18 protein-coding genes are annotated in these 21,352 nt (G+C 46.7%); 12 read left to right on the plus strand and 6 right to left on the minus strand.

The features are described from left to right. Positions 1-213: 213 nt before the first annotated feature. On the minus strand, positions 214-2,547 hold the full coding sequence (locus tag ACT89M_RS02750; RefSeq protein ID WP_221790690.1) for a ribonucleoside-diphosphate reductase subunit alpha: 2,334 nt from the start codon (positions 2,545-2,547) through the stop codon (positions 214-216). A 769-nt stretch (positions 2,548-3,316) separates the two neighbouring features. On the opposite strand from ACT89M_RS02750, the gene ACT89M_RS02755 reads away from it, so the two are divergent. Further along, positions 3,317-3,643: an MTH1187 family thiamine-binding protein gene (locus tag ACT89M_RS02755; protein ID WP_090918642.1), complete on the plus strand. Its 327-nt coding sequence runs from the start codon at positions 3,317-3,319 to the stop codon at positions 3,641-3,643. 262 nt (positions 3,644-3,905) lie between these two features. Here the strand turns inward: ACT89M_RS02755 and ACT89M_RS02760 are convergent, their stop codons facing one another. Next, positions 3,906-5,027, minus strand: a complete 1,122-nt coding sequence (locus ACT89M_RS02760; RefSeq protein WP_308722971.1) for a PsbP-related protein — start codon at positions 5,025-5,027, stop codon at positions 3,906-3,908. 524 nt (positions 5,028-5,551) lie between these two features. On the opposite strand from ACT89M_RS02760, the gene ACT89M_RS02765 reads away from it, so the two are divergent. The 6 genes from ACT89M_RS02765 (at position 5,552) to ACT89M_RS02790 (ending at position 10,390) form a co-directional block, all read left to right on the plus strand. Continuing rightward, positions 5,552-5,656, plus strand: coding sequence for a hypothetical protein (locus ACT89M_RS02765; protein ID WP_017690880.1), 105 nt, complete (start codon positions 5,552-5,554; stop codon positions 5,654-5,656). Between the two features lie 40 nt (positions 5,657-5,696). After that, entirely contained in the window at positions 5,697-5,801 is a 105-nt protein-coding gene (locus ACT89M_RS02770; protein ID WP_222592193.1) for a YjcZ family sporulation protein, read from the plus strand. A gap of 224 nt (positions 5,802-6,025) precedes the next feature. Then, complete coding sequence (locus ACT89M_RS02775; RefSeq protein WP_308723050.1) at positions 6,026-6,301, plus strand: hypothetical protein; 276 nt, start codon at positions 6,026-6,028, stop codon at positions 6,299-6,301. 727 nt (positions 6,302-7,028) lie between these two features. Continuing rightward, the gene (locus tag ACT89M_RS02780; RefSeq protein WP_090918634.1) at positions 7,029-7,625 is read left to right on the plus strand and encodes an RNA polymerase sigma factor; all 597 of its coding nucleotides are present in this window, start codon (positions 7,029-7,031) and stop codon (positions 7,623-7,625) included. Continuing rightward, a complete protein-coding gene (locus ACT89M_RS02785; RefSeq protein WP_154891380.1) occupies positions 7,622-8,614 on the plus strand; it encodes an anti-sigma factor in 993 nt (330 codons plus the stop codon). Before ACT89M_RS02780 ends, ACT89M_RS02785 begins: the two co-directional genes overlap by 4 nt. Positions 8,615-8,866: 252 nt before the next feature. After that, on the plus strand, positions 8,867-10,390 hold the full coding sequence (locus tag ACT89M_RS02790; protein ID WP_154891379.1) for an HD-GYP domain-containing protein: 1,524 nt from the start codon (positions 8,867-8,869) through the stop codon (positions 10,388-10,390). Here the strand turns inward: ACT89M_RS02790 and ACT89M_RS02795 are convergent. Then, positions 10,383-11,036 (minus strand): phosphatase PAP2 family protein, encoded by a 654-nt coding sequence (locus ACT89M_RS02795; protein WP_154891378.1) that lies wholly within the window; start codon positions 11,034-11,036, stop codon positions 10,383-10,385. The two genes, ACT89M_RS02790 and ACT89M_RS02795, sit on opposite strands and share 8 nt — an antisense overlap. A 237-nt stretch (positions 11,037-11,273) precedes the next feature. Between ACT89M_RS02795 and ACT89M_RS02800 the strand changes: the two genes are divergently transcribed. From ACT89M_RS02800 to ACT89M_RS02815, 4 genes are all read left to right on the plus strand, one after another. Then, entirely contained in the window at positions 11,274-12,683 is a 1,410-nt protein-coding gene (locus ACT89M_RS02800) for a sensor histidine kinase (RefSeq protein ID WP_154960489.1), read from the plus strand. A gap of 106 nt (positions 12,684-12,789) precedes the next feature. Beyond that, the gene (locus ACT89M_RS02805) at positions 12,790-14,052 is read left to right on the plus strand and encodes an MFS transporter (RefSeq protein WP_186809807.1); all 1,263 of its coding nucleotides are present in this window, start codon (positions 12,790-12,792) and stop codon (positions 14,050-14,052) included. A 76-nt stretch (positions 14,053-14,128) separates the two neighbouring features. After that, entirely contained in the window at positions 14,129-14,809 is a 681-nt protein-coding gene (locus ACT89M_RS02810; protein ID WP_308722969.1) for an oxidoreductase, read from the plus strand. A gap of 131 nt (positions 14,810-14,940) precedes the next feature. Continuing rightward, a complete protein-coding gene (locus ACT89M_RS02815; protein ID WP_090918620.1) occupies positions 14,941-15,315 on the plus strand; it encodes a RidA family protein in 375 nt (124 codons plus the stop codon). 138 nt (positions 15,316-15,453) lie between these two features. Here ACT89M_RS02815 and ACT89M_RS02820 read toward each other — a convergent pair whose 3' ends face one another. Continuing rightward, a complete protein-coding gene (locus ACT89M_RS02820) occupies positions 15,454-16,212 on the minus strand; it encodes a tryptophan-rich sensory protein (RefSeq protein WP_154891374.1) in 759 nt (252 codons plus the stop codon). A 229-nt stretch (positions 16,213-16,441) separates the two neighbouring features. On the opposite strand from ACT89M_RS02820, the gene ACT89M_RS02825 reads away from it, so the two are divergent. Continuing rightward, the gene (locus ACT89M_RS02825) at positions 16,442-17,407 is read left to right on the plus strand and encodes an arsenic resistance protein (protein WP_154891373.1); all 966 of its coding nucleotides are present in this window, start codon (positions 16,442-16,444) and stop codon (positions 17,405-17,407) included. 364 nt (positions 17,408-17,771) lie between these two features. Here ACT89M_RS02825 and ACT89M_RS02830 read toward each other — a convergent pair whose 3' ends face one another. Then, positions 17,772-19,400, minus strand: coding sequence for a response regulator transcription factor (locus ACT89M_RS02830; protein ID WP_154891372.1), 1,629 nt, complete (start codon positions 19,398-19,400; stop codon positions 17,772-17,774). Between the two features lie 5 nt (positions 19,401-19,405). Then, positions 19,406-21,244 (minus strand): cache domain-containing sensor histidine kinase, encoded by a 1,839-nt coding sequence (locus ACT89M_RS02835; RefSeq protein ID WP_154891371.1) that lies wholly within the window; start codon positions 21,242-21,244, stop codon positions 19,406-19,408. Between the last annotated feature and the right edge of the window lie 108 nt (positions 21,245-21,352).

Raw genomic sequence — 21,352 nt, forward strand, 5'->3', positions numbered from 1 at the left:
TTAAACTATATAACGATGATGACAGAACAAGCTTGTACTGTTTTGGCTGGCATATATTTAACATCTTGCGATGCTGTGGTCAGGTTTTGGGCAAAAAAGAACCAGGGCAACGCTATTTTGCATTCAAAACAGGGATGCCCCGGTGGTCATCAAGATCAGCGTGACAGAATGGAGGTGCCCATATCCATCACGATGTTACCATTCTTATGTGGATCAGCTTGCGCAGGAATCACATTCCTCGATCGTTAATGCACGGCTACGAACATAATAGGTCGATTTCATGCCGGCTCTCCAAGCGTGAAGATGCAATTCCAGGAACTCCGTCGCCTTAATATCCGGACGAACATACAGGTTGAAGCTTTGACCTTGGTCAACGTGACGCTGACGGGCAGCAGCCATATTGATGGAAGCATGTTGATCCACCATAAATGCCGTTTTGTAGTACCAGATCGTTTTTTCGGAAAGATCCGGTGCCGGGTTGGCAATTTTGTATGTTGTTTTCTCTTCATAGGACAACAGCTCATAAAGTGGATCGATACTTGCTGTTGAACCGGCGATGATGGAGGTGGAACCGTTTGGTGCGATAGCAAACATCCATGCGTTACGTACGCCGTTTTGTTTGACTTGTGATTGCAGTTCTTTCCATTGATCTGTAGTTACGAATTCGCCTACGCGCTCACCCGTTGTGTACTCGCGTTGATCGAAGTAATGACCACTTTCCCAGTCGGAGCCTTTGAACTTCGGATAATGTCCTTTTTCTTTGGACAGTTCCATGCTGGCTTGAACGAGCAAATAGTTAATTTTTTCATACAGATTATCGTTATAGGTAACAGCTTCTTCGGATTCCCAACGAATGCCTTCGAGCGCAAGCAGGTGATGCAATCCGAACGTTCCCAGACCAACAGCGCGATACTGACTGTTCGTGTATTGGGCTTGAAGCACCTCAATGTTGTTGATGTCAATAACGTTGTCCAGCATACGAACCTGAATCGGAATCAGACGCTCCAGTACGTTATGAGGTACCGCGCGAGCCAAGTGGATCGAGTTCAGGTTGCAGACGACGAAGTCACCAGGCACTTTGGAGATCACGATGCGTGTCTGACCATCCTTGGTCACCAGTTCTTCTTTTTCCACCACGGTAGCGGATTGGTTCTGCATAATTTCAGTACACAGGTTGGATGAATACACCATGCCATGTGCCCGGTTAGGGTTCGAACGATTTACAGTGTCACGGTAGAACATGTACGGTGTACCTGTTTCAAGCTGTGATTTCATGACACGTTTCATGATGTCGATTGCTTGTACCGTAATACGGGACAACAGCGGATGATTCACGGCTTCTTCGTATTTCTCGCGGAATGTACCTTGACCCTGAGTTTCATCGTAGAAGTCTTCCAGACCCAGTGCACGGCCGTTCTCATCTTTCCAGCCCATCACTTTTTTCGTCTCGTGCGGGCAGAACAAGCTCCATTCACCACGACTTTCGACACGCTCCATGAACAGGTCAGGCAGACAGATCCCGTGGAAAACGTCATGTGCACGCATCCGCTCGTCGCCGTTGTTCAGCTTCAGGTCGAGGAATGCCAGGATATCTTTATGGAAAACGTCCAGGTAAACCGCAATCGCACCTTTACGTGTGCCAAGCTGGTCTACGCTTACTGCTGTGTTGTTCAACTGGCGAATCCAAGGAATAACGCCTGAGCTTGTGTTTTTGTGACCGCGGATGTCTGAACCACGTGCTCTGACTTTACCGAGGTACACGCCGATGCCGCCGCCCATTTTGCTCAAACGAGCTACGTCTGTATTGGAATCAAAGATCCCTTCGAGCGAGTCATCTACTGTGTCGATGAAACAGCTGGAGAGCTGTCCGGCTACCTTTTTACCTGCGTTGGACATTGTCGGCGTAGCTGCCGTCATATACATGTTGCTCATCGCCCAGTAGGCTTCTTTCACCAGATCCATACGTTTGTCAGCAGGTTCCTGGTGCATCAGGTACATGGCAATGACCATGTAACGCTCCTGTGGCAATTCCATGACTTTTCCATCAAAATCGTTGGCGAGGTAACGCTCAGCCAGTGTGAGCAAACCGATGTAATCGAAGAGCAGATCGTTGCGATAGTCAATGCACTCCGCAAGTTCGTCGATCTGTTCCTTGGTGTAACATTCCAGCAACTCTTCGCGATAGATGCCTTTTTTGACAAGGTCAACGATCAGCGGATGGAATGCACCATAAGGTTCGTCCGGGTAGGATTTGTATCTGCGGTTGGTTGCCGCTTTTTTGTAAAGGGAAGTAAGCAGGGATCTCGCTGCTGCAAATTTCCAGTTCGGCTCTTCTTTCGTTACCAGTTCCAGAGCGCTCATCATAAAAGCATTGCTGATCTCATCTCCGGTAACTTCGTCACGACGAAGTTTGCTCGTTACTCCGCGAACCAGACGTTCCTTGTCGAGCATGTCCAGTCCTTCCAGGATACGGTCGGCATATACCGAGATACGCATCTCGTCAAAGGCAAGCTGGCGATTGTTCGGCTTGGTCACAACTTGTGGCATGAATATTCCTCGCTTTCACATGATAAAAAGATAATGATAAAAAAATAAATTAAACAATTCTTTGAAAATAAGAATTGGAGGTCTACAACGGTGAGTAAAATTCGGATTTTGCGGACTACAGTGGCAGTAACCAGATACGTTTGGGATGAAATCATGCGACAAGGAGTGGACAGAACCTGCTCATACAAAAAGCATTCCCCTTGCCTTACGGCTGAAAATGCCCATTCATGTTCTGGTTTTTGACAGTCTTATCTATGCATGCCTTCGACAGAACAAGTTGCTGTATGTAAGCTTTTGTCTGATCATTTCATACCTGTGAATAATGTTAACGGACGCAGTCCAAACAGCCCCGTTAACCTCCATGCCAGCCCTGTCTTCGAGAAAGCGATTTACACCTACAGGGACGTGCCTTTGGAGGTGATTTCATCTTGTTTTTCGATAGATTCCAGATGCTGGTTATAAGAAGTGGGGTATCCCGTTTCACTATATTTTGTTGTTGTTATACTAATGTACCCCAACATATAGTGTTTGTAAACAGGGAGGAAACCTTAAAACGTAATTCCGAGTATACCATCTAAGCCAGAAATCCGCAAAGGAAAAGGACTGGAAGATTTGAAGATTCTGCGAAAAAAAATTTACGGGATTTGGAATGACGTCATAACGTCAGTTTGAATTGGAGCACTTTAAACTGGTAAAATAAAATCAGTCAAAACTCGACTAAAACTTGAGCGGCAACGGTTCGAACGGTGCCCAGAGGAGGCAGAGCGAAGTGGCAATTGCAGAAGTAACCGTTATTCCGATTGGAACAGGAACCACCAGTCTGAGCAGTTATGTAGCAGACATGCAAAAGATATTGGAAAGACAACGTGGCATTACATATCAGTTAACTTCGATGAGCACCATTATTGAAGGTCCGCTAAATGAAGTTTTCACCGCCATCGCGGCTTTACATGAAGCTCCGTTTCTGTCAGGAGCCCAGCGTGTCTCCACATCCGTGAAAATCGATGACCGGCGTGATAAACCGGATGCTTCCAGCGTGCAGAAACTGCAATCCGTACAAGATAAGCTGATTTCACTACACAACAGGCCGAATTGAGAAACGGAATAAAACCCATTTTACGCGGTAAGTCTCAATAGGGGCTTGCCGTTTTTGAGTTTTGACAAATGACTCAAAATACGCGGTGCTCTGTCCTATATCAAGAATGATAAGCCAGTTGCCAAATGTAAACCGGGGTATCTACATCGAGAAAACAGTTCAAGGTTTTGTGATCATGTGCATTCAAAAAAAGAACTTTACACCAAACAGGCCGGCTTAAACTTAATTAAGCTGGCCTGTTTGTACCTATTCTTGGTTTGTATTATTCAGCAACGATTAAAGATGCACCTACTATAGTAGAATTGGTGTATCCGCCACTAACATTGTCGAAGGAGTAGTTAGCGATAGGTGCGCCAATAACAGTGGCATAGTCCCCATCAAGCAAGTCTCCGGTCGAGGCAGGATATATGGCTGTAATATAATTTCCGTAATCGTCCTCTAACAGCAAGATAGAAATGGGTGATCCAAGTGAATTGTCTTCTTCCACCTGAATAACCTGTCCGCTTATTTTTACAAAATTTTCATAGTAGTTGGCTACATTTTTATTGAGATGTCGGGTGGTTACATCGGCTTTAACAAGTCCTTTGACCTTTTTGCGAAGCTCAGCAGTATCTGCTGGGAACAGGTCGGTATGTTTTGCGAGAAAATTATAAGATGCTTGCTCCATCACGGCTGTCTCAGATGAGACGGATAATGTAAGATCGTTAAAGAAATCAGCAGCAGTTGCTGCGGCCGATGAATCTGCAGCAGATGTATTTACAGCTGTTTGCGCCAGCGGAGAAGTAATATTCAAGGAATTAAGAATATCACTCACTTCATCTGAATGATATGATTCTTTGCCATAAGTTAACGTCAAGGTATACAGGTCTGTATTTGTTGGAATCATGTACTGAACTAGAACTACATTGGTTCCAGAGGAATGAGTATAACTTCCTTCCAGTACGCCTGCATTTATGTCTTTATAAGGCTTGATGCTAAAATTGGTCTTTTTATAATCAGATATACCAATAGATGCGCCATTCTTTACATAATAGTCAGCTGTGTTATTAGCAAATTCCTCAGGGTTGATTGAACCTGATGTGTTGGCTTCGATCGTTAGATTAATGTTATCTGCAAACTTCTTTGTTCCTGATTGGTCTGAGAACGCGCCCTTCACTGCTGCGTGCATTTGACTTGTATCTACACTTTCCCAAGACTCCGGATATGAGAACGAAAATCCTTCACCGTTATATGTAGTATATTTTGTTTCTTTAGCTTCAGCTTTGACAGTTTCAGCAGCATTCGTTGTTTCCGAGGGCTTGTTGTCAGCTGTTTTAGTTGTCTCCGAATTACCACAAGCGCTGAGCAATACAGTTAAAGCAAGAATCATAACCCGTTTTTTCATTTTTCTAATCCCCTAGTATGCTTCCCATCGGTTGGGTTTTTTTACTCCGGTCATCAGGTGAAATACCAAACTCTAAAATTTGTACTTTTTATTCTGCAAAATAAATGTTGGTCATTTGTAGGTTACTTACTCAATCTAATCAGACATTTAATGATTGATATTGAATGGTTCGAATGGTTCAATCTAGAAACTACTGTACTTTGTAATAATGGACACATTGCTCAAAACAAGCTGAAATACTCCCTTCCGTATAGATTTTAGAATAGCAGCCCTTCTGAATAAATGGATAGCATATATCAATATTAGGAACATAAAGGCTACAAATCTAATAAATTATAACACTAAGTATTAATTAAGGTAAGCGAAAGACAATAAAGGATATATTTATAAGCTCAATTAATACTATTCTTCCTGGTGAAGAATGTAGTCAAAACTGGAAGTCAGCCCATTTTACATCTGCGCCCGGTCGGTTGTGCGTCCGATGCATATAGTGAACTGTACCTCAAATCAAAGGAGGGTTTTACATGAGTGGAGTAGTTGGTGGATACGGCGGTGCATGGACATCGACTGGCGCGATTCTGGTTCTCTTTATCTTGCTGGTGATCATCTCTAAAGCATTCCTGATCTAATAAACGGTTTTGTAAATTTACACGTAAGGGAGGGTTTAAGATGGGTGAAGTAGGAGGAATGGGATACGGCGGCTGGACTTCCACTGGAGCAATCCTGGTGTTGTTCATTCTGCTCGTAATCATCACTAAGTCTTTCTGGGTATAATGTGTCTTGCTCTGCCGGGTAACCGGCAGGGTTTTATGAGACTGGACAAGCACCGTTGGGGAAGGAAAGAGAGTTCAGTCCCCTAATCGTTGTAACGGAAGCAAGGTGTAGTTTATTTATCAGTGGTTAAACGCCTATTTTGAGATCATGAGGGCCATAGCCCGGTCACCGTATAGGGCAAATACATAGCTTAAGGTGTAGGCAAATGTTAAGGAGGCATGACGATGAGCGAAGTTAAACCGAACTCACCGAACGGACAGGGGCAAGTTTACGGACAACAAGGAGGGCATGAACATATGTACGGATACCAATATCCAGGTCAAGACATGTACAATTACGGAACAATGCCTTATGGCTACCAGCCAAATCAAGCACCGATGGTGCAAGGATACCACCATGGTTGTTCACCTGCCTGTGGTGCTGGCGTGTGGAGCTCCATGGGAACCATTCTTGTTTTATTCATTCTGCTCGTAATCATCTCTAAAACCATGTTTATCTAATCCCTCTGCTGAGAGGCCGCGGTCCAAACGTGGACTGCAACATCGGGCTGATCGGAAAGCCTGACTGGATCATGCAATTCAGATCCGTTTCTTATAAGAATCTTTCTCGAAAGAATATAACGGAATCATTAACGTGTTAACTCCGGCAGTAAGCCGGGGTTATCTTTTTTTTAAGACGTGCTTTTCTCAGGGAGCGGGGAACGTGTACCGGTTTTCTCCAAAAGCGATAAAGAGAATTGGATATAGAAAAGCACCCGGAACCCAATTCCGGGTGCTTGATGTATGTTTTCAATCTTCTCAAGAATAAATGATATCCAAAACAACAAAAGCCCTACCTCTCTTTTGTCCTTGCGGCTCCGATGACCGCGCCAGTGTGAATGGGAACATCTTGTAAACCCTTAGTCTACCGGGTTATTGTGATTCAGGTTCGTCAATCTCCATAGGTTAGTTAGCATATTCGCTGCGGTCGCAGCATGAAGAAAATATTCCGGGGTTAAAAAGAAGACAGAAAATCATATGAGGTTGTTTATACAACTTTTATATCATACCACAGTCTGTAATTTATTGCAATAAAAAGGAAGGATAACTCCTGAGGCACGGGTTTAAGCCTTCATTTGAGTCCGGAGTTTAGAAGAAATATCTCAAAAAAATGTTATTGAGGGTAATCCTCTTCAAACGTTTCTGCGTAGGTTATAATATGAGGGAAGATACAGAAAGGGGCCCTCGGATGACTGAATCGATAGAGGACAGCAGGTTGATGCAACGAATTGCAGAGCGTGATGCTTCTGCACTGGAACTGCTATATGACCGATATGAACGGGCCGTCTATTCTTTTGCTTACCGAATTGTTGGTGATTCGATGACGGCAGAGGAGACCGTGCAGGAACTTTTCCTGCGCATCTGGAACAAGGCGGAACGATTTGATGCCTCACAGGGGAAGCTGACCACGTGGATGTTCGCGATTACGCGCAATATCGCAGTGGACATGCTGAGGCGGAGATCGAAAGGAGCAGCAACCACTCCAGTTGAGAATGAGACACTGGCGGCGTATGCTGACGAATATACAAATACAGAAGAAGAGGTCCAGCGCAAATGGGAAGGCACACGTATTAAAGAGGCATTGACCCAATTGAACGAGGACCAGAAGCAAGTGATTGAATCGATATATTATGCAGGTTTAACGCAACAAGAGGTATCCAGCCGATTCGGGATTCCGCTGGGTACGGTGAAGAGCCGTGTCAGGCTTGCCATGCGTCAGCTCCAGAAGTTACTTGCTGATGCTGAATTGCATCCGGACGCGGGAAGGGAGGGCATACATCCATGATAGAACGACATGAGGAGTGGTCTGATCTGGCACCGATGTATGTGCTGGGCGGACTGGAAGCAGAGGAAGTGGCGGCATTCGAAGCACATATGTCGAATTGCGAAGCTTGTCGTCAGGAGGTAAGGGAATTGCAGGAGGTAACCGGCTCCCTGCCACTTGCGGCGGACCCAGTGGCACCGCCGCCGGGCATGCGAGCACGCGTGCTGGGCAACGTGCTCGGTCAGGCGCAGGAGAGCACCGGCGCGACGCCGGCTGCGACTCCTGCGCAGCAACCTGAAGCACCCGCATCCGCGGTGCTTCAAGAAGACCTTGCGCCGCAGCATGAGCGTGCGGCGCAGCCCGGGCCTGGCTTGCCGCCAGCGGCGGTGCCTGCGGCCCGGGCCGAAGAGGCTGCCCAGGCACAGCTGGGGCAGCCAGGTACGCGCGCACGTGCGCGCGGTGGCCGCGCTTGGCGCGCAGCCAGTGCGGGCCTCGCGGCAGCGGCGCTGGTGCTCGGCGTGTACACGGCGCAGCTGCAGAGCCGCATCGACTTGCTGACGCAGCAAGCCGAAGGCGTATCGGCCGCGCAGGAGCAGCTGGCTCAGGCGCAAGCGCAGAATGCACAGTTGCAAGAGCAACTCGCTTCAGCTGTGGCGCCTGCGCAGGGCATGAAAACGGGCGAGGCCGTCAAGCTGAGCCCGGCAACGCAAGATATTGTTGCTCAAGGTCTGGCGACCATCGTGATCGATAGCAAAGGCACGCACCTCGTGGTGCAGGCAGAGAAACTGCCTGCTCTGGAAGGTAATCAGGCATTTCAGGTATGGCTCATCAAGGGGGATACTCCTAAGAATGCCGGGACTTTCCTAAGTCACGACGGTACGGGAGCGGTCTATTACACGCTGGATTCCGCAAACGATTATGACACCGTAGCGATCACGCTTGAACCGGATGCGCTGGGGGATCAACCACGCGGCACAATGATTTTGGCGGCTAAAATTAAAACGAGTTAGATGCCAAGTCGCCAAAAGGAGCTTTAATGGAATACACGTAACAAAAACCTTAATAAAAGGCCGCTCCCCCAGGGAGCGGCCTTTTCTATGAAGCAATCCCCGAAGACAGCCAAGCAGAATATGTAGTATTTTTCGCAGGATTTTATTAATTTTTTTAGTGGGAATAACCGATAAATATATAGGAGAAAACATCCTTATTCTCCCTTTTTTATCAGGGCGGAACGGGTTAGACATAGAGAGCGAGGGATTGGATTGGAAGTATATCGTGCATTTATCTTCCGTCTGCTACGCAATTATCTAATTGGTTCATTATCAGCCGTCTTTGTTGTGGGTTCCGTGGTGATGATTTCAACCTTACAGGTACCCAATATCCAATATGTTCGATTGATTTTCATTGTACTCATATCGATTCTGTTTATGCTGGTTGCGGAGTTGATTACATTGTGGGCTCAATTGGGTCCAATAAGGCAATTTTTCGCTGCTGAGCATCATGAAATGGCTGAACTAAATCGGATGTATGAACGAATTCACCGCTTTCCGGGCCAGACCATATATCGCATTATTGGACCACATATGCTAGGTTTCTCTCTGCCTGCGGCTGGACTTACGCTATGGATGATCTCCACAGGCTGGCTAGAAATCCCCTATGGATATGTCGTTGTTGCGGCTATGTGTGCATTCCTGATTGCAATTATGCATGCCCTGATTGAATATTACCTTACGGTGAGGGCGGTGAGGCCGCTACTACTCGAAGTTCGCCGTAGAGGCAAGATGCTGTATAGGATGGAGCCTTCGCTTGGCGGACGCATCTTGATCTCAATACAGCGGAAGTTTCAGACCAGTACTGCACTTATCGGTTTATTTCCGTTATGTTTATTTTTTCTGGCTACTTATATTCGGCTCCAGTACATAGACCCGGTGTTTGCAAAAGAATACACGTTATGGGGTGTACTCATCGTCATCTTGGGTGCAGGATTCTCCATGGTGGGCAGTTGGTTGTTAATTCGGGATGTCCGTGATCCGGTGTCTGAGTTGACACAAGAGATGAACCGGATTCAGGGCGGTGAGTTCGGCAGAAGAACGCCGGATCTGTATTCGGATGAATTCTCGCAATTGATCTCGGGATTCAATATGATGATTAGTCGGCTAGAGATGAGACAGGAGCGCAATCGGCAACTGCTGCAAAGTTATTTCTCTCTGCTTGCGGCTGCACTGGATGCCCGGGATAAATATACGGCGGGACATTCGATGCGTGTGGCGGAGTATTCCATTCTGATCGGCAGGCTTAGCGGCATGAATGACGAACAGGCCGACTTGTTGTACAAATCAGCTTTGCTCCATGATATCGGAAAAATCGGTATACCTGACGAGGTATTACTCAAAGATGGCAAGCTAAGTGATGAGGAATTTGCAATCATCCGTACGCATCCCGTGTTAGGAGAGAGTATTTTGCTTCAGATTGAACCTGTGGATGCCATGGCTGACTTTCTACCGGGCGTGAGATCCCATCATGAGAGGTATGATGGCAAAGGTTATCCGGATGGCATGGCAGGCGAAGAGATCCCGCTGTTCGGGCGTATTATTGCGGTAGCGGATGCCTTTGATGCCATGACGTCAGACAGACCTTACCGGAATGGAATGAGCGATGAGAAAGCGCTTATGATTCTGGAAGAAGGAAAGGGGACCCAGTGGGACCCCTATTATGCAGGTTTGTTTATTGACGAGTGGAGAAGACAGAAGCAACTGGACAAGAAGCCTGAAGAGGGGGTTAGTTGATCCCCTCAGTCCATTTGGAGGCTTTTCTGCGACGTCGATAAAGCGCTAATCCAGTAATGATCGTGAAGATACATTCACCGAGAATAACTGCACTCAGTGCGTCGTAAATGACATGTTGCTTGATGAGCAGTGTAGAGATGATAATCAGGGATGCACCGGCAACTACCGCCACCTTGACGGATTTACGGATGGTTGAAACCGATAGAACGGCACGCATCACCAGATAAGAGTGCAGCGCGTGAATACTGGGAAAACAGTTATATGGACGATCCTGGCTGTAGAGCCATCCGATGACGACTGTACCCAAGCCAGAACCAGTTAATTCTGGCCGTGGAACCATGGTTTGGAAGTTGAAGTAGATCAGATAACAGATCCAGACACAGATGTTCATGGATAACAAGACCCGATAATACATAAGTCGATCTTTGGCACACAGGTAAGCCAGCACGCCGAATACAAACGGGTACCATCCCAGATAGGGAATCGACATCGCGGGTATAAAAGGAAGCATCTGGTCAATTGGAGAATTTAGGATAACATATCCACGACCCGGATTGTTCAGAATATCATAGAAAAGTCCCATGACAGCCAGGGATAACATCAGACTAAGCGACAGCCAGTAGGATTTGTCTTTTAACAATTGCACAGCTGTAGATCTCCTTTCATCATGCTTCAAGCAAACATGATCATAGCGGTAAATGAAAAAAATGAAACAACAATATATTTTACTATGTCTTGTACACAAATTGAATCCTCATTTTGTGTATTTTTTTGTTTCTTTTTGATGAGGTTTCCATGCCGAGGTGGGCCTAGCGTGATATGATGTAAAAATACGAACGAAATAAGCACTTGGGTTATAACGTCGAACAACAGGAGTGAATGCATGCAATTTTCGAAAATGTTCGTACTCAATATGGGGATGCTTATTACGATTGCTTATCTTGCAAGTGTTTTCTATAAATATATCGTAATACGTGCCTCTTCCCAGGTAAAACAGATCTGTTCCGTGCTAGTGCTGATTTTTGCTGGCTGGATCAGTACCGTGTTTGGATTTCAGCTGAATGATGAAGTCGTTTTTGATCTTCGTTATGTACCTCTAATTGTTGCTGTTCTGTCATACAGACAACCGTATAGTGTCATGATTATAGGTGTGGGGATTGGACTATCGAGGCTAACCTTTGGTATTTCCGATGCGACCGTAGCCGCGGTAATTAACATGTCTCTTCTGGGATTGCTCTGTGCGGGACTCAATATATGGATGCGACGCAGTAGCTACAGACTTATTGTCAAAGGAATCATCGTTACACTGATCGTGAACGTTGTCAACAGTGTGAATATCGCCTTCGTGGGTGTCATTCCTACGGCCTATTTCTTCTCACACATTATGCCTTATACGCTTCCTACCGGAATTGCTCTTAGTCTTATATTTGCATTTATCTTACGTGATTTTCAGAATGAACAAAATCGGATTCTCTTGATCCAGAGTACGAATCGCCTCTTATCTGTGCAGAAGGAAGAGTTACAAAAAGCGCAGATTGTTCTGGAGGAGCGAGCCAAGCAGTTGACAATTGCTTCACAGTACAAGTCGGAGTTTCTGGCGAATATGTCTCATGAGTTGCGTACACCGCTCAACAGTGTGATTAACTTCGCCCAGATGATTGGTGAGAATGCCGATACCATGGATCAGGATGAGATTGTGCGTTTTGCAGGTATGATTGATCAATCCGGACAAGAACTCCTCAGGCTAATCAACGACATTCTCGATTTGTCCAAAGTTGAAGCTGGACGGCTGGATATTGTATTGGAGGACATCAGTCTGAGTCAGTTGATCGAAGATGCCATGAATCATTTTGGGCTCGTTGCTGACAAAAAAGGAATTGAGCTGGTGCTGGAGAAGCAAAAGGGACTGCCAGATACACTCTGGTCTGATCCGCAACGCGTGCAGCAGATTTTGCGGAATTTAATGTCCAATGCCATCAAGTTTACTCCGAAAGGGAAGGTCACTCTGACCGTGAGTACCCAACAGACTAAACAGGCGGATATGGTAAGTCAATGGCTCGTTTTTTCGGTTCAGGATACCGGGATCGGCATTCCGAAGGACAAGCATCATTCTATATTTGAAGCATTTCAGCAGGCAGATGGTTCGATTAGCCGTAAATTTGGGGGTACCGGACTTGGCCTCTCGATCAGCAGGGATCTGGCAAGATTACTGGGTGGATCAATTGAACTTGAAAGTGCTGAGCACAAGGGGAGTATCTTTCGTCTGCGGCTTCCACTCACCGTGAAAAAATGAGTTGACAACCTCTGTGCCGTGAGTAGAATTTGGGGTGACAACTAGCATCGGCCGGCAAAGCTTTACCCGGTCTAAGGAGTGTATCCCCATACAGAAGATGGTCAAGATGAACCCCTCTTCGTTAGGCAAGCCACGGCGCAAGGGTTCGACACAACGCACGAATTTATCAATTGCAACATGGGAGGGCGTACCGGCAATTATTTTGCAAACGTTGCTGGGTGGTCCATTTCTAACCGGGTTTTTGCTGTATCTTGGGGCCGGGTCGAGGCATATCGGCTTTGTGCTCGCGATTACCACGTTTGTAAACATCGCGCAGATCGGCGCAGCATACTGGATGCAACGTATTCGGAGCCGTAAGCGCGCGCTTTTGCTGTTCGTCGGAGGGCACCGTATTTTGTGGAGTGCAACGGGATTAATTCCGTTCATCTTCCCTAAGGAATGGTGGGTCAGTGTTTTTATTGGCCTATACACGGTTGCATTCATATGTAATACCATCGGCGGTATGATCTGGACATCCCTGATTGGGGATATCGTACCTGCCAAGGTAAGAGGACGTTATTTCGGGATACGAAATACGATTCTGAATGCACTTGGAAGCGTTTGTTTATTTGGTGGCGGGATTTTGCTGGATCGTTATCCGGGAGAGACCGGTTTTCTGATTTTGTTTATTCCTGTATGGATCTGTGCTATCGCCAATACGGTCATTTATTTCTTTTATCCGGATCTGCCCTTTGAACGGTCGACCGAAAAGTCGTTCTCACGGATGTTTATCAAACCGTTTCAGGATCGGGTTTTTCTGAAGGCGACTATTTTTCTGGCGGCATGGCTATTGATCCAGACATTAATTGTGCCTCTCTATTCTTACGTTATGCTCGATCTGCTGAAAGTCAGCTATCAGATGGTCTCACTGATCACGGTCGTGCAAACACTGGTAATGATGGGAGGATTCTATATTTGGGGCAACCTGAATGCCAGATACAGCAACAAAACGCTGTTATTCTGGACGTTACCCGTCATCGCCTTGTCCTGCCTGTCGTGGGGGTTGATGTCCTTTACTCCGGTACTGGTTGCGTTGTTCCTGTCCCACATTTTTCTTGGGATTGGTGTTGGCGGTTTCAACCAGCTCGCGTTTAATTTTACGATTGGCGACACACCGAAAAGTGAAAGACCGATGTTTATAGCCGTTTATTCAGCTTTGACTGGCGTAACATCGTTTATTGGCCCGCTGATTGGAGGCTGGCTGTACGAGAAGATGGAGACTCTCTCGGAAGCGATGGTCTGGATATCCACTTACGGATTCCAAGTGACGGTTGGTGCAGTGATGTTGCTGCTTACGTTTACTTTGGGACGTCGGGTTCTTTTAAAATAACAACAAAAAAAGCTGATTACGATGTTCTTTGATATAATACTCAGCTATATATGAATAGATTGGGGTGGTTGGAGAGATGCATCATCCTGAACGCAAAGCGATGGTGATCGGGGCTACTGGACTGGTGGGTGGGCTTTTGGTTCACAATCTGCTCGGGCACCCCGCATACAGCGAGGTTCGCATTCTGGTCAGACGCAGACTTGATCTGGAACATCCCTCACTGAAGCAATACGTTGTAGACTGGGAACAGCTTGAGGGTCAAGGGCATTTGTTTGAAGGAATCGATGACCTGTACTGCTGTCTGGGTACGACGATCAAGAAAGCAGGCAGTCAGGAGAACTTCCGTGAAGTGGATTATCACTATCCGGTTCGCGCAGCGACGCTGGCAAAGCAGCATGGTGTGGAGCAGATGCTAGTGATTTCCTCGATGGGAGCGAATGCGGATTCGCGTGTGTTTTATAGTCGAACCAAGGGTGAGATGGAGGATGCACTTTCGAGTATCGGGTTCCGTGCCTTACACATTTTTCGTCCATCTCTTATTCTGGGGGATCGAGGCGAGAAACGTCCGGGTGAACAGTTCGCTGCACATGTGATGACTTTTCTGGATCGCTGGATGAAAGGCCGTTTAGACAAATATCGGGCCATTCAAGCGTCAACGATTGCTCAAGCGATGAGAAATGTCGCAATGGTGCAGACGAAGGGCAATCATGTTTATCCCAATGAAGTGATTCATGCGCTTGGGGTACAGGACGCTTAAGACTTGCAAGGGCGCAGGGAGACAAACGTTTCTTGTCAGAACAGGTGCATGGTATAATAGGTTTTAAAAATAAAAGCACGCCTTGTCTCCATGTCGTGGCGGGGTAGCGAACACAAAGGAGTACCTGTCGAATGAAAAAAGCAATCTCGACCGAACAGGCGCCAGGCGCCATTGGTCCATACAGTCAGGCCGTAGATGCTGGTGATTTCATCTATACGTCTGGTCAGCTTGGCCTTAATCCGCAAACCGGTGAATTTGGTGCGGATGTACAGGAACAGACTCGTCTGTCTCTCAGTAATGTTAAAGCAATTCTCGAAGCAGCAGGCACAAGCATGGATAAAGTGGTGAAAACAACTGTATTCCTGAAAGATATGAATGACTTCGTTCCTGTCAACGAAGTATATAGCAGCTTCTTTACGCAGCCTTATCCTGCACGCAGTGCTGTGGAAGTTGCGCGTTTGCCGAAGGATGCACTGGTTGAGATTGAAGTGATCGCGCTGAAATAGGATCATATTTCAGCCTTGTAACAGGATGAGCGATTGAATCCTGTGTTGTATAAGATTACAGCAAAAAGCCGATTTAGGGTCGTTTGACCTGAAAATCGGCTTTTTGTGTTCGGTTTATTTTATAATAGAAAAGGGTACTCAATCACGGTCTTGATTGCGCGCAAGGAACAGCCACACGGCGTAGATCGCCAAAACGATGGCAATGATAATTCCTGTATAGTAGACAGAAATGACATCCTTTTGTTTCAGAGCGATAGCAATGTATGCCCAAGTGAATACGAGTGGATACACACTGTCACGGTACCGGAAGCTGACAAGCACGGCCAGAACCATACCAACGATCAGCATAATGATCGTCCACGCCGTTTCACTGATGCCGAATCCATCCCATCCGATTTTGTACAAATAAACGGCTGTGTTAACGATGGTTGCTACGCTAACCCATCCGAGATAGATGCTGAATGGCAGTTTGACTAGCCAGATTTCAGCCGTGGTTGGCATAGTGATCGCACGTGTTTTGACGTACAGCATAATCAGAGTAATTAGCAGTAATGCGATGATCAGCAGCGCGAGTCCAGTCTTGAGATTTTGAAAGGCGAAAATCCAGGCGACATTAAAGGCGCAGCTGGCGAGAAACCAGTATCCGAGGCGGGTAATCGAATTATTTTTCCAGGAGGCAGGGGTGAACTGATAGATGATAAAACCTGCGAGAAGCAGGTAGATCAGCCCCCATATTGCAAAAGCATAACCCGAAGGTGTCAGCAGTACAGGGTACATATCCGAAACTTCCTTGTTGGTTTTGCCGCCAATGGGCAGGGCATTGGAGAGATAATTTACAATAATCACAGCAATAAAACCGAGGGCGTTTAACCACTTATACGGATTGTTACGGGACATGACGTTTCCTCCTTGGTTTAACAAATGTAATGAACCGTGGGTCAGTCTACAATAAATATACCCACTAAAGACGTGTTTTAATAATCTGTTTTCAAAATTTGAGAACGCTCACCTTCCGGAGACCTCGCATGGTCTAGCTTATTGGAACGGAGTGTACTCTGTCCCAATGTACGCAACTTCAGGCGTGAATATGTCCATAGGAGTGTTTTCATACAGTAGGGGGAGAGAGATGATAACAAGAGAAACAATGGACAGACAACAGACCTGGTTCTATGTGATGGCTCTATTTGCAGGTGCATGGATCGGGCTAGCCGCTCCGGCTTGGGGCACTGTACTGCACTATGCGGTATCACCCGTTCTTGCCGTACTTCTCTATAGCATGCTCGTGCAGATTCCGTTTACAGAGCTTCGGGCATCCTGGTCCAATCTGCATTTTATGGCTGCGCTGCTCATCGCGAATTTTATCACTGTTCCAATTGTGGTCTGGCTGCTTACGCTTGTTTTTCCGCAATCGCCTGATGTGTTGATAGGAGTCTATCTAGTTTTGTTAACTCCTTGTATTGATTACGTCATTGTGTTTACACAGCTCGGGAAGGGGAACGAGAAGCTGATGCTGGCAGCAACTCCGCTGCTGTTTGTAGTTCAAATGATTTTGCTTCCGGGGTATCTCTGGTTATTCATGGGCAGTGATGCAGCCACAATAATGAAGGCAGGGCCGTTTGTAGAGGCTTTCATGCTACTGATTGTTGTTCCGCTATTGCTCGCATTGATGACACAAGTATTGTGCAAAAAAGGCGGAAGTGCGCAGCGGCTGCTTCATGCGACGGCATGGCTCCCGGTTCCGATGATGGCACTCGCCCTGCTCGTTGTGGTAGCTTCCCAGATTGGCAAGGTCTACAATGATCTGAACAGTATTGTGAATGTCATTCCGATCTATGCTGCATTCCTCATCATTATGCCCTTCATATCCAGGTTTATTGCAAAGCTCTTCCAGCTCGATACAGGTGCTGGTCGGGCGCTGATTTTTAGTGCGGCAACCCGTAATTCGCTGGTTGTTTTGCCATTGGCATTGTCGCTCTCGCCAGAGTGGGCAACCATTGCTGCGGCAGTTATCGTCACACAGACGATAGTGGAGCTTGCAGGAGAGTTGATTTATATCCGGCTTGTGCCTGGTGTGATCCTGAAAGATCGGTAACCATCGCTCCCGTCCAATATGGATTGATATGATACAATACTTTTAAGGGCACCATATTTGGTAAATAAAAGGAGGGATAATCGTCAATACGTATTGGAAAGTGTTGTTCTATCTGGATATTGCCATATTGCTGTTCAGTGTAATCTATTTCCCCATCATGGCTCAGAAAACAGGGGATAACCTCCCTTATGTGTTTATGACCGTTTTTGTAATAGGAGCAGTCTTTCGAATGATATATTATTTTAGAAAAAAGAGAGCGAGTAAGCCATCCTGACTAAACTTGCATTGATGTATACGTAAGGCATAAAGAGGACTTCCGACAGATCATGTCGAGAAGTCCTCTTTTTTAATCGAAACAGGGATGTTAATTACCGGTTCCTGATATGGTTTTGCGATATTCTGCGGGGGTGATGCCCTCTATTTTTTTAAACACTTTGCTGAAATATTTTTCATCCTGAAAACCGACCATTTCCGAGACTTTGGCAACTCGCAGAGAAGGGTTTTGTAGCAGGAGCTTGGCATTGTTAATCCGCAGCTTGCCGAGATATTCTGACCAGTTCAACCCGAACTGCTGTTTGAATTTCCGAGAAATGTACTCCCTACTCAGATAAAAGCGTGCGGCAATCTGTTGCAATGACAAGTCCTCCTGATAATGAGCTTCCATGTAGCGAGCGATTTCGCGCATCGGATCAGGATCGGCGTGACGCTGAGCTGTGAGTGCTTTTCCGGCGGCAAGCAATCGTTGCTCTAACAGAGAACGAAGAAGCGGGAACGAAAGCAAACCTTCAGCGTCGAAAGGCAATTCGGCAAAAGGAGGAAACTGATCCTCGGCACTTTCTTCCTCGGGGGAGAGCTGACCATCGGCATCATCTAGCCAACGGTTGAGCATCCATTCCAGCTCTTGCATCCATTGTTGCAGTTGCTCTGCACTGATCACCTCCAGCTTGGTAAACGGCTCAAGCCACGCTGTGACGGTATCGGTTACACTGATAGCATGACAGCTCAAGGCAGCTATACGCATAGGCTCTTCAAAAACAGTCAAACGTTGACCCTTATTCCTGCTCGAAGATTCAAGGGTAGAGTGAATACGCCGCTGCGTAAGTATGGTGTTGCGTCGCCACAATTTAGAGCTGGCATCCAGATAGGCTCCGGAAATACCGGCAGGGTAGTTTTCACAAGTAGATATCCCAAAATGAAGCCTGCGCTGAATCGTCTGCTCCAATCCATCGTTAATGCTGTCCAGGATGCGTACCAGTGAGGACGGTTCCCCCCAATGCAACAGAACAATTTCATCCGGCTGGTTGAGCTGACGAAAGGTGACGCCTTCATCTGGTGTGCGCATCATCTCCGCACAGATGTTAAGCACGGAGAATACGAGCAGATCTGGTTGACTGCGATATTTCGCTAAACAATCCGCATCCAGATGAGACAGACTGGTGACGGCCACACAGCACATCGGAATGAGGCGGGGGAGATTCAATTCTTCCTGTAATCGCTGAATATGTGCGGAAGTATTGCCTCTGCCAATGGCCAGCTCGGTGAGTAGACGATCCTGATAATGCGGGCGCATACGATTCACCACGATGGATTGTTTGGTGGACTCTGTGCGTAAGGTGTGCTCCTCTTCCCAAGATTTCACTGCCTTCATCAAGGAGGCATTCAGTTCGTCTGCTTCGACGGGTTTCAGTAAATAGTCCATGCCGCCATGCCTTATTGCATGTCTTACCAGTTCAAAATCGTCGTATCCGCTAATAACAATGACTTTACAATGTGGAGCATGTGCTGAGATCCATTCAAGCAATGCCATTCCATCCTTGCCGGGCATTCGCATATCGCTCAGTATGATCTCAGGTTGATGCGCTGTAATTGCCTCGATCGCTTCATTTCCGTCTGCTGCTTCGAGCAATACGTCAATCCCCAGGTCATCCCAATGACCAAGGAGCTGGATCGCATGGCGGACATGCTGTTCATCATCAACAAGCAGTGCTTTCATGTTGTTCACTCTCCCGCGTATAGTTTGACTTGAAGTTTTACACCGCCTGCTTCCAAATTATCAATTTCGATCCTGGCAGGCATGCCGGGATGAGCGTTAAGTGCAAGTCTGCGTACCACATTGCGAAGACCGATGGATTCGGACATGGCAGAATCCTGGGAGGACATTGAAGATTCTGTCTCTTGGGGTTGTAGCCATTCGCGTATTTCAATCAGTTTATCCTCAGGAATAGCTGGACCGTTGTTGATCAATTCAATTACTATCCAGTGTTTGTCTACTTGGCGACTAGTGATGGAGATGTATCCTTTTCCCGGCTGTACATCGGCTCCGTGTTTGAAATAGTTCTCAATCAATGGTTGCAATGTCATGCGAGGCATCTGAACAGATAATGTATCCTCTGCAAAATCCATGTGTACCTCCAGGCGTTCACCAAAACGTTCCTGCTGTAGATCTAGATACAGCCGAGCATGCTCTGCTTCCTCGCGGAGGGTTACGCAGGTCTGATCCCGCATGCTGTAGCGCAGCATTTTGGACAGGGAAGATAGTAAGGTATATGCTCGTTTTCCTTGCTGTTGTAACGCCAGAGTTCCAATGGATTGTAAAGTGTTATATAGAAAATGCGGGTTAATCTGTGCTTGCAATGCTTTGAGCTGATTCGTCTTGTTCGCAAGTTCAAGCTGGTACTCTCGCAAGATCAAATTATTCACAGTATCCATCATATCCCGAAAATGCCTCGCAAGTACCCCGAATTCGTCTCGGCTCGATAGACGGATATCCACATGCAGGCGTCCTGCCTGAATCTGATTCATGTATCGCATGAGCTGTTTGAGCGGACCTGTAATACGTATGGAGATGAATAAAGTTGCCACGATCACAAGGATCAACGCTGCAATAGCAATCATTGCATTGTTCCAGGTTAACGCTGTGGCTCTCGCATATAACGTTTCATTCGGAATTTGCTTCACTATGGTCCAGTCCGCGTAGTTGCTTCCAAGTTGCTGATATATATACATGGACTGATCTTGTTCAAAATGTCCAGCTGCATTCCTTGCCGAACCGGCGAGGTTTCGTCCATCTTCGAGCGTGCTTCCTGCCACTTGTTGCAGATGACCAGCCTCATTGGCCGCTTGTATCTCGGTACGCCCTTGATAAACAATCCGGTTCTGCCCATCGACGACATAGATCTGCTCTTTAGCGGGATCATACAGTCTGCTACAGATCGCAACAATACTGTTCATGTTGAGGTCAATCGCTAGAACGCCCAGCCGCTCAGGGGATGGGATATCCCGAATGATCCGGTGCAAGGTAATCACGGTTCTTGGTGAATCGTCAGGAGAAGCTGCCTTGAAACCGTAGGTGTGACTCATATGTGCAGATTCTACCCAGATATCCGATCCTCCGTCCCCTGTTTTACCATGCAGTGAATCGGAATAGGCTTGCTTACGTTCCTCCCGCTTCGGGAAAGGGTTGGTAATCAAGGTGGATTGGTTGGATACAAAAGAATGCAGATAGAGCTGGAATACATCCGGTACAGCGGCTCTGATCGTTTGCAACGTTGTATACACCTCGGCAACAGCCCGATAATCCCCCGGCAATTTAGCCAGATTCCGCAGGAAAGTGGGATCATTGTATATGGCGAGCGATGCCCGTGCCACGTTATCGACGTAATTGTTGAGATTGGTTGAAGCCTGATAAATAAGACGTTTATTCTCTTCCAGTGCCTGTTCTCGCAAGGCTGTTTTGGTCTGAATAAAGGTCATGCTTATAGATGCCAACAGCGGAATCGTTGTTGCAATTAGCATAAAGGCGATGAGCTTGGATCGGATACTGTAGTATTTGGACATCAGTACACCCCTTCTGGTGACTCGTCAAGAGAGGACAATATTTTACACCCAACTGTTCACGAGTGTCGGTGTTTCCCTTCACGATTTTGGAGTTTAATAGAAAAAGAG

The sequence above is a fragment of the Paenibacillus sp. NN59 genome (assembly GCF_057597225.1).